This is a genomic window from Flammeovirga sp. AWQ4_249, assembly GCF_056161045.1.
In genome coordinates this window covers 159,512-170,153 of sequence record NZ_JBSWYJ010000004.1, presented here as the reverse complement: position 1 = coordinate 170,153, position 10,642 = coordinate 159,512, and the positions used below count along the sequence as shown (strand labels likewise).

Here is a 10,642-nt window from a genome sequence, read left to right as displayed (position 1 = left end):
AGTGATATTTTACATTCGTGAACTCGTTTTTTTATCACTTAAGTTTAAAATTGGTGTCAATTAATTCAAATTTCAGCTGATTGCTTTTGTGATATAAATGAGTGATAATCAGTAGTTAACCAGGTTTTGTATATGTGTTGTATATGTGTTTTTTAAGTGTGTAGCTAACATTTAATAATTGTAAATTTGAAGTTTGTGTGTAATTGTGTCTAAGTTTGAATTATCAATGAAATGAATAAAAAATTCAAGATACTTCAACTGTTCAACTAACAAAGTTTACATGAAAAAATATCTATTATATACGCTCTTCATTATTCTATTGCCTCTTCAATTATTCTCACAAAATAGAGTGGTGAGAGGAATTGTTGTAGATGAAAAAGGAGAGTCGTTGATTGGGGTAACAGTCCAAATAAAAGGTACTACTACTGGTACTACGACTGATTTTCAAGGACGATATACAATTAATGCATCTGAAAACGATATACTGGTTTTTTCTTATATCGGTTTTGAAAAGAAAGAGAAACAAATCGGGAGTCAAACTACTTATGATATCATCCTCAAAGAAGATGCTGCAGAATTGGATGAAGTGGTAGTAGTCGCTTTCCAAGAACAAAAGAAGGAAAGTGTGATCGGGTCGATTAATACAGTAAAAGTGGAGGATTTAAAACAACCTTCCTCAAACCTTACCAACTCATTAGCAGGTCGAATCGCAGGGGTGATTTCTTATCAAAGATCAGGTGAGCCAGGTGCGGACAATTCTCAATTCTTTATTCGTGGTGTTACTTCTTTTGGTTATCGAAGTAGTCCATTAATTATGTTGGATGGCTTTGAGGTTTCTCAAGAAGATTTAGCCCGAATAGAACCTGACAATATTGCAAGTTTTTCAATCATGAAAGATGCTGCAGCTACTGCCTTATATGGTGCGAGAGGTGCAAATGGTGTTATCTTGGTGACAACAAAAGAAGGTCGCAAAGGAAAAATGAGAGTGTCTGCTCGTTTGGAGACTTCAATTTCACAACCTACTCAATTAAATGAAATGGTTGATGGAGTAGAATACATGGAATTGTTCAATGAGGCTTATAGAACAAGAAACCCTGGTAACCAGCTTGTTTATTCAAAAGATAAAATTGAAAATACTAGAAACAATACCAACGAATACCTTTATCCAAATGTAGATTGGTATGATGAATTGTTTAAAAGACAGACATACAATACAAGAGCAAACCTGAATATCTCAGGTGGTGGAGAAATTGCTACTTACTACATATCTTCTTCTTATCAGAACGAAACAGGTTTATTAAAAGTTGATCCACTCAACAATTTTAATAACAACATTAATATTGACAGATATAATCTTCGTGCAAACTTAGCCTTCCAAGTTTCACCAACAACAAAGATTTCTGCTAAATTTAATTCAAGATTTACTCAGTATAATGGACCGGCTGTTCAAACAAGCGGTGAAGATCAAAACAACAACAATGCTGATCAAGATTTAGACAATAACAATCTTCAAACTACTTCAGCAATTGATATTTTCAATTCAGTAATGGATGCCAATCCAGTCAATTTCCCTAAATATTATCCAAAAAATGAGGATAATTACTTCTACAATCATATCCTTTTTGGTAACAAAGGTAATGGAGATTATGTTAATCCTTATGCTAAGATGGTTGGAGGTTTTAAAGATGAATTTTCTTCAAATATTATCTCTCAATTAAAGATAGAACAAGATTTATCAGGACTTACAAAAGGTTTAAAGGCAAGAGGAATGGTTACGATGAAAAACTATTCAACTTACGGTGCCTCAAGAACTTTTGATCCCTTCTTTTATGGTGTAGATAGTTACGAACCTGAAACAGGAAAGATTAATTTATATGAAATCAGAGAGGGTACTGAATATCTGAAAAATCCAGAAACATGGACTGGAGCCAATAGTAGATTGTACTTTGAAGCGGCTATGATTTACAACCGTGAATTTGGAAAACATAGTGTTGGTGGACTATTAGTGTATAATCAAACTGAAAGATTGAATACAACTCCAGGAAATGATGTCTACGCTTCTCTTCCAGCAAGAAATATGGGATTATCAGGTCGTTTTACTTATGGATTTGATAGTAGATATTTCTTAGAAGCCAACTTTGGTTATAATGGTTCAGAAAGATTTGCTGAAGAAAATAGATTTGGTTTCTTCCCATCGTTAGGTGTGGCGTGGTCAGTGTCTAATGAAGCATTCTGGGATAATTTTAGAAATGTTGTAACTAACTTAAAATTCAGAGGTACTTATGGTCTAGTAGGTAATGATGCGATTGCTAGAGATGAAGAACGCTTTTTATACTTATCGAATGTAAGTTTAACAGACGATAATCAAGGTTATTCATGGGGACAAGATTTCAACAATAGATATCAAGGTTATCGTGTAAATAGATACCCTAATCCATTTGTGACTTGGGAGGTTGCTACGAAATTAAACCTAGGTATTGAATTTAGTTTATTTGATAAATTAGATGTGCAAGCTGAGGTATTTAGAGAGCAAAGAGATCAGATTTATATGCAAAATGACTATATCCCTGATGCTACAGGTTGGGCAACTTCTCTATCAAGTAACATTGGTAAAGCAATGTCTGAAGGCTTTGACGCTTCAATGACCTATAGACATTTTATCAACAAAGATTTCTCAATAGAAGCTACTGGTAACTTCACGTATGCTACCAACCAAATTATTGAAAATGGAGAGCCTGATTTTGAAGATGCTCATCTAAGTAAAAAAGGAAATTCTATTAATCAACAATGGGGATTAGTTGCAGAAAGATTATTTATTGATCAGGAAGATGTTGCCAATTCACCTCAACAAAATTACGGTTCAAATTATGGTCCAGGTGATATTAAGTATGTTGATATTAATAAAGATGGAAAGATTGATAACAATGATAGAGTGCCAATTGGTTTCCCTACGATTCCTGAGATTATTTATGGTTTTGGAGCTTCAATCGGGTACAAACAAGTAGATTTCTCTTTCTTCTTCCAAGGTTCAGCGAGATCATCATTCTTTATTGATTCAAAGAAAATTGCACCGTTTGTCAACGAAAGAAATGCCTTAGAAGTCATTGCAGATAGCTATTGGTCTGAAAGTAATCCAGATCCAAATGCCTTCTGGCCAAGATTAAGTACTGAACATGTTGATAATAATGAACAACAATCAACTTGGTGGATTAGAGATGGTTCATTCTTAAGGTTGAAATCAGTAGAATTGGGATATACACTACCAGGTCAATTTATGGAAAGGTTAAAAATGGATGGATTAAGAATTTATGTGAATGGTACAAACTTATTGACGTTCAGTGAATTTGATCTTTGGGATCCTGAAATGGGAGGAAACGGATTTTCTTATCCAACTCAGAGAGTTTTCAACCTAGGTATTAATGCAAAATTCTAATCAATCAACTTTACTTACAGCAATGAAAAACTTAAAAAGATATATTCAAATAGGTCTATGTTCATTCATTTTATCAGGATGTGCTGACTACTTAGATATTGTTCCTGAAAAAACACAGGAGATGGAGCTGCTCTTTAATAGAAAAGAGCAAGCTTACAAATCATTGGCAACGGCCTATTCTTATTTACCCAAAGAGGATCATTTGAATTACTCTTACTTAATGGCTTCTGATGAGGTGGTTACACCTTTAAGACAAGTTACTCCGGCCATCAATTTAATGAGAGGTAGACAAAATACAAATGAGCCTATATTAAGTTTCTGGCATGGATTCGATAGACAAGAATCTTTGTACAAAGGCATTGATAATTGTAATATCTTAATTGATAACATTGACCTTGTGCCAGATATGTCAGAGGAAGAAAAAAGACAATGGAAAGCGGAAGGGACGTTCTTAAAAGCATATTATCACTTCTTGATTTTCAGAAATTATGGTCCTATTCCAATTTTAGATAAAAGTATTCCTGTTTTCTCTGAGGCTGATGCTTTAAGAGCAACAAGAAGACCTGTTGATGAAGTTGTGGATTATATTGTCAACAGTATGGATCAAGCGATGGAGGATTTACCACTAAGAGTAACAAGTAAATTAAACTTAGGAAGAGTTGACAAAGCAATTGTCGCTGCTGCTAAATCTAGAGTTTTATTATTTGCTGCCAGCCCACTTTTTAATGGTAACGCTGAGTTTTATGGTGATTTTAAAAATAATGATGGAGAACCATTATTTAATAGTGAATACTCTGTAGAAAAATGGCAAAGAGCAAAAATTGCAGCTGAAGAAGCAATTCAAATTGCGATTTCATCTGGTGTTGGAATGTATACTTTTAAAGGCCCTTATCCTGAATATGACTTGACTTTAAGTGGTAATGAACAAATACAAAATTTATATAATTACCGCTATATGTTCACCGAAAAATGGAATTCAGAAGTGATTTGGGGTAATTCTCGTCCTGTCGGTACAGCAATCTATGATGGATGGGAGAGTGTTCAACCTGCTACTTTAATGAAAGATCCAACAGTATCTAACAATCAAGCAGCTTGGCAATGGTTAGGACCATCAATGAAAATGGTGGATACTTATTATACCAATAATGGCCTTCCTATAGACGAGGATCTTACATTTGATTATGACAATAGAAATACTGTTGTCACTGTGACTAGTGCAAATTCACTAGAAGCACAAGTAGGACAAAAGACAGTAAAGAAGCACTTAAATAGAGAAGCTCGTTTTTATGCTAATGTTGGTTTTGATAGAGGATATAATCGTTCTCATGATAAGAAATTTGATCTAAGATTAAGATTCTCTGAAACGCCAGGTGGTAAAGTAGGAAGTACAAATGATTATTTGGCATCAGGATATTTATTAAAAAAGTACAATCACCCAGCGAGTACGGCTTCTTCTTATGATCAGTTGATTGCCTATGCTTGGCCAACGATCAGAATGGCGGAACTTTATTTGAATTATGCTGAAGCTGCAAACGAGGCAGGTGGACCATCACAAGAAATCTATAATGCATTAAACATGATCCGAAATAGAGTAGGATTACCAAATGTTGAAGCGGTCTGGAGTAATGCTACAATTTGTAAATCAGTGGGTAAGCATTTAGATCAAGAAGGGTTGAGAGAAATTATCAAACAAGAAAGATCTATTGAATTAGCGTATGAAGGCTTCAGGTATTATGATGTGAGAAGATGGAAAGAAGCATTTGAATCTTTTAATACAACATTAAAGGGGTGGTCTGTAGATGAGGTAGATATCAACAAATTCTACACGATTAAAGAGTTAAGTGATCGTCAATTTGTATCTCCAAGAGATTATTTACAACCAATCAAATTGAATGAATTAATCAGTAATCCAAACTTGGTTCAAAACCCAGGATGGTAGTCCTTCCACTATAATTTACGAATGAAATGAAATATATAAATTCAATAAAATCTTATTTATTCCTTATTCTTGGAGTGAGTCTAGTATTCTCTTGTTCAGAAGATAATATTTTAGGTGAAGACGGAACGCCTCCTGGTCAGGTAAAAGAAATTAGTATTTCTGCGACTCATGGTGGTGCAGTCATTACTTACACTTTACCAAATGACGATGATATTCAATATGTAAAAGTGACCTACAAAGATAGCTTTGATAAGACAAAATTTAGTGTCTGTAGTCCATTTGACAACGAATTAGTAATTGAAGGATTAAATGATACTGAATCTCATACAGGTGTCATTGAAGTAGTTGATTTAGCGGGTAATACTTCAACACCACTTGAAATTAGATTTACACCTTTAATGTCACATATTCAGCTGATTAAAGAAAATATTGAAATGAGTGCCACTTTTGGGGGAGTAAGTTTACAATGGTACAATCAAGAAATGAAAACTACCTATGTAAATGTAATTTATAATGATGACTTCGGAAATGAAGTTTCTAGATTTGTGTCGTCAGATCAAGAAAATGCTAGAGCAATCATTAGAGGTTTTAATACGGACGCAAGAACTTTCTCGGTTCAAATAGAAGATTACTTTGGAAATAAAACGGAAGTAATTCAAATGGGTGAATTTTCTCCACTATTTGAAGTTGAAATTCCAAAAGATACTTGGGAGCTCAATGAAGTATTATCTGTAAATGGTAATGCATGGGAAGGACAAACTGTAAATGTTTTTGACGGAGTGGTTGATACTAAAGAGAATAATAATGACAACAGCTATGCAATCATTACTAGAGATAATAATGGAGGTAGTTTATCATTTCCTTTAGATTTAGTAATTGATCTTCAACAAGAAATTGTCATGAACAGATTAATGATGTGGCAAAGAGCATATTGGTATGGAAATGATGAAAACTATTTCTATTATCAAAATGAAAATGTGAAAGCATTTGAGATCTATACAAGTAATGATCTTTTAGAATGGAAATTTGCAGGAAGTTTTGATTTGGGTGACCCTAAAGATGAAGATGGTAATGTTCCAGAAGAAGCCATCCTAGAAGCTATTAATGGTCATGAATTTATCTTAGATGTACCAACAGAAAAATTCAGATATCTAAAATTTTCGATCACAGAAAACTATGGTTCTGAAGAAATTGTCAACCTTTCTGAGATCAGTATTTTCGGTAGTTATGGAGAATAATAAACTAGATATTAAAAGAAATAATATGAAAAATAAACTAATATATATCGTCTCTTTATTGTTTTTCTTAGCCTTTACATCTTGTGAAAGTATGGAATCAAATTATGCTCATTACTTGGATGTAGAACCATATGCTGCAAAAATCACCAATTTAACTATTGAAAATGCATTGAATCAATGTACATTAACTTGGGATCTACCAGAGAAAGGAGACATTACTGAGATGTTGATCACATACGATGATCAGGAAATTAGAATTGAAGCTACTGAAGAATATACAATTGAGGATTTACCAATCAAAGGGTATACTTTTTATGTATATTCCATTAACAAGCATGGACATGTTTCTGTCCCTACTTCAATTTTTGGCTTTCCTGCTGATAACAACTAAGAATAGAATGTGAATAAAAAGGGGATATTATTTAATTCCCCTTTAGAAAAATACTAACAACATAGGATGAAAAGAATTATAACGATACTATCATTTTTCTACTGCCTAACATTTGGACAACAATTGCTAGGACAACATTTACATGCAGTAGGAAAAGAAATTCATGATGCTGAAGGCAATAACTTTATCATAAGAAGTATGGGCCTTGGTGGATGGATGCTACAAGAAGGGTATTTGCTTCAAACCGCTGGTGTTTTAGGTACGCAATGGGAATACAGAGCAAAGTTGGAAGAAATGATAGGCGAGGAAAAGACACAAGAATTTTATGACGCTTGGCTAGAAAACCATTTTACCAAAAGAGATTTAGATTCATTAAAAGCATGGGGTTTTAATACGGTACGTGTCCCGTTGCATTACAATTTGTTTACTTTACCAATTGAAGAAGAACCTGTTTTAGGCGAACAGACATGGTTGACGAAGGGTTTCGAAATGACAGATGAATTGTTGTCTTGGTGCCAAGAAAATGAGATGTATCTTATTTTTGACCTGCATGCGGCACCTGGAGGACAAGGTACAAATGCTGATATTTCTGATTATGACCCTTCGAAACCATCTCTTTGGGAAAGTGAACATAATAGAGACAAAATGGTTGCCCTTTGGGGAAAAATTGCCGAAAGATATGGTGCTGAAGCATGGATAGGAGGATATGATTTATTAAATGAAACCAACTGGACTTTTGCTTCAGGGAATAATTCAATGATGTTGGAATTGTATAAAAACTGTACTGATATTATTAGAAGCCACGACCAAAGGAATATTATTTATATTGAAGGGAACTCATGGGCCAATGATTTCTCAGGATTGACTCCTCCTTGGGATGATAACATGGCGTATTCTTTCCATAAATATTGGACTTACAATTCACCCACAGACTTGGATTGGGTGTTATGGATGAGAGATGAATTTAATGTACCATTATGGCTGGGTGAAACAGGAGAAAACTCAAATACTTGGTTTACTGATTTGATTAATCTCTGTGAAAATAACAATGTAGGTTGGTCTTGGTGGCCTCATAAAAAAGCAGGGATTAATAATCCAATGCAAGTTACAACTCCTAAAGAATATGAGGATTTAATTAAATATTGGAAAGGAGAAATTACTCAAAAGCCTACAGAAGAGGAGGTATTTAACGCAGTAATGGCTTTTGCAGAAGCTTTCAAAATAGAAAATGTCACTTTTAAAAGAGATGTTGTTGATGCAATGTTTAGACAACCATATACTGATGAAACAATACCTTATGTGAAGCATGATTTGACTTCACCAATTTTCTTTTCTGATTATGATTTAGGAAAAAATGGATTTGCCTATTTCGATAATAATGTAGCCAATTATGGTGGAAATGGAGGACAATATTCTGATTGGAATACGGGTTGGTCTTACAGAAATGACGGTGTGGATATACAAGGTTGTGATGATGAAGTAACCAATGGTTATAATGTGGGTTGGACAGAATCTGGAGAATGGATGCAATACACTTTTGACGTTTCAGCCTCTCAACTGTATGATTTGACAATACGTTCTGCTTCGGGAACTAACAATGCAGCTATTATTGAGCTTCAATTGGATGGAGTAAAAATTGGAAATGATTTAGCATTAAGTAATACTGGCGGATGGGAAACTTGGAAGTCAACTACTTTTGAAAATTACGTGATTTCCGAAGGACAACATACATTGAAAGTTTTGTTTAAAAGAGGAGGGAGCAACTTAAATTATTTTGAGTTTGTGAATCCTAGAGCATTGACAGCTATTGAAACAGACCTTGATAAAGCATTTACAGATGAATTAGGAAAATATGTTTATGTAACTTTAAATAAAGATTGGGATACTTCTGTATCATTAGATCCAAGTGATTTCGAAATTGTAATCAATAATTCAGTTGTTAGCTTCAGTGAAGTAAATTATGTAAATGGTAATAATAGAGCGTTACAATTTTCATTAGACAATGATATTCAGGTTAATGATGTAATTTATATTAATGTCAAAGAAAACAATCTTCTTGCAGAAGATGGAACGACATTATCTCCAGTTTCTCAATTTGTAGTAACGAACAATAAGTATCAACTGTTTGAAGTTCCAGGTAAAATCTATGCTGATAAATTTTACTTTAATAATGGATTTGAATTAGAAAAAACAAATGATACTGAAGGAGAAAATAATCTTTCATACGCTAACGAAGGTGACTATGTAGATTATAAAGTAAATATCTTAAATACGGGTTACCATGAATTGGAGTATAGAGTAAGTACTGAAAGAGATGAAAATACAATTGAGGTACTTGTTCTAGATGAGATGGGTATTCCAAAGTCAATCACTAAAACTTCATTTGGCTCAACAAATGGATGGCAGAGTTGGAAAACAATACATACTATAGCTCATCTTGAGGCTGGTGAATACACTTTAAGGTTTAGAGTAGACAAGGGAGAATACAACATCAATTGGTTTAATTTTAATTATAAATTAAATGAACCGTTAGCAATACCTGGAAAAATAGAAGCAGAGTTTTTTACTCAAAATAATGGATTACATCTTGAAAACTGTGAGGATGAAGGGAATGGTTACAATTTAAGTTATACTGATCCAGGAGATTTTGTCGAATACAATGTGGCTATTGAAACGGAAGGTGTTTACCGTTTAAATTACAGAGCAGCATCGAGCTATAATGATGCGGGTAAAGTAAAAATGGAATTGATCCCTGAGGAAGGAGATATCATCGAAGTACATACAAAAGCATTTGCGAATACTGGCGGATGGCAGGAATGGATGACGTTTACAGAAGATGTAAAGTTACCTGCAGGTAATTATACACTAAAAGTAACCGTAGAAGAATCTTCATTTAATTTAAATTGGATTGAATTTATCTATAAGCCTACTACGCCATTTAATATTCCAGGAAAGGCACAAGTTGAAGATAATTATTTTAGTAAAGACATTGACCTTGAAGTGACAGCAGATATAGGAGGTGGTTTAAATCTCTCTAAACCTAAAAAAGGTAGTTACTTTGAATTTATAGCTAATGTTGCAAAATCAGGTACTTACGATATTTCTTTCAGAGTAGCATCCCCTTTTAATAATGCCGGTGAACTGGAAATCTATAGTGTAAAAGATGATTTGTCAGAAAATTTAATCCATACACAACAGTTCGAAAATACCGGCGGATGGCAAGAATGGGAAACTTTATCAAGTACTATAGTACTAGAAGAAGGTGAGTACAACCTTAAATTTGTTATAGTTACTTCTGGATTTAATCTTAATTGGATCGAATTAAAAGAGCATAAAGATGATGTAACATCAGTGCGTGATGATCTCCTTTCAAATGTAAAGATTTTTCCCAATCCTACTAATGGTACTTTTTCAATTCAATTGAATAATACATCACAAAATGAAGTGAGAATATTTAATTCAAACACAAATTTAATTTTATCAGAGCAAAGTAATGGAAGCGTTTTTCATTATAATTTAACTGATTTTCCTTCAGGAATATACTTTGTTCAGATTACAAATAAATATAGTAACACAATAAAGAAAATAATTAAGAAATAACATTGTTGCTTTGAGCAAATAAGCTCTCTTTTTTCAAATCA

General features: G+C 33.6%; 5 protein-coding genes. All 5 read left to right on the top strand.

The features are described 5' to 3' along the window. Positions 1 to 280: 280 nt before the first annotated feature. The 5 genes from ACXAHM_RS05625 (at position 281) to ACXAHM_RS05605 (ending at position 10,601) form a co-directional block, all read left to right on the top strand. On the top strand, positions 281 to 3,433 hold the full coding sequence (locus ACXAHM_RS05625) for a SusC/RagA family TonB-linked outer membrane protein (protein ID WP_474959432.1): 3,153 nt from the start codon (positions 281 to 283) through the stop codon (positions 3,431 to 3,433). Next, positions 3,420 to 5,372, top strand: a complete 1,953-nt coding sequence (locus ACXAHM_RS05620) for a RagB/SusD family nutrient uptake outer membrane protein (RefSeq protein WP_474959431.1) — start codon at positions 3,420 to 3,422, stop codon at positions 5,370 to 5,372. The genes ACXAHM_RS05625 and ACXAHM_RS05620 overlap by 14 nt, the downstream gene beginning before the upstream one ends. Before the next feature lie 26 nt (positions 5,373 to 5,398). Next, positions 5,399 to 6,610 (top strand): DUF4959 domain-containing protein, encoded by a 1,212-nt coding sequence (locus ACXAHM_RS05615; protein ID WP_474959430.1) that lies wholly within the window; start codon positions 5,399 to 5,401, stop codon positions 6,608 to 6,610. A gap of 25 nt (positions 6,611 to 6,635) precedes the next feature. Next, positions 6,636 to 7,001 (top strand): DUF4998 domain-containing protein, encoded by a 366-nt coding sequence (locus ACXAHM_RS05610; protein ID WP_474959429.1) that lies wholly within the window; start codon positions 6,636 to 6,638, stop codon positions 6,999 to 7,001. Positions 7,002 to 7,067: 66 nt separating this feature from the next. Further along, positions 7,068 to 10,601, top strand: coding sequence for a carbohydrate-binding protein (locus ACXAHM_RS05605; RefSeq protein WP_474959428.1), 3,534 nt, complete (start codon positions 7,068 to 7,070; stop codon positions 10,599 to 10,601). The last annotated feature ends 41 nt before the right edge of the window (positions 10,602 to 10,642 follow it).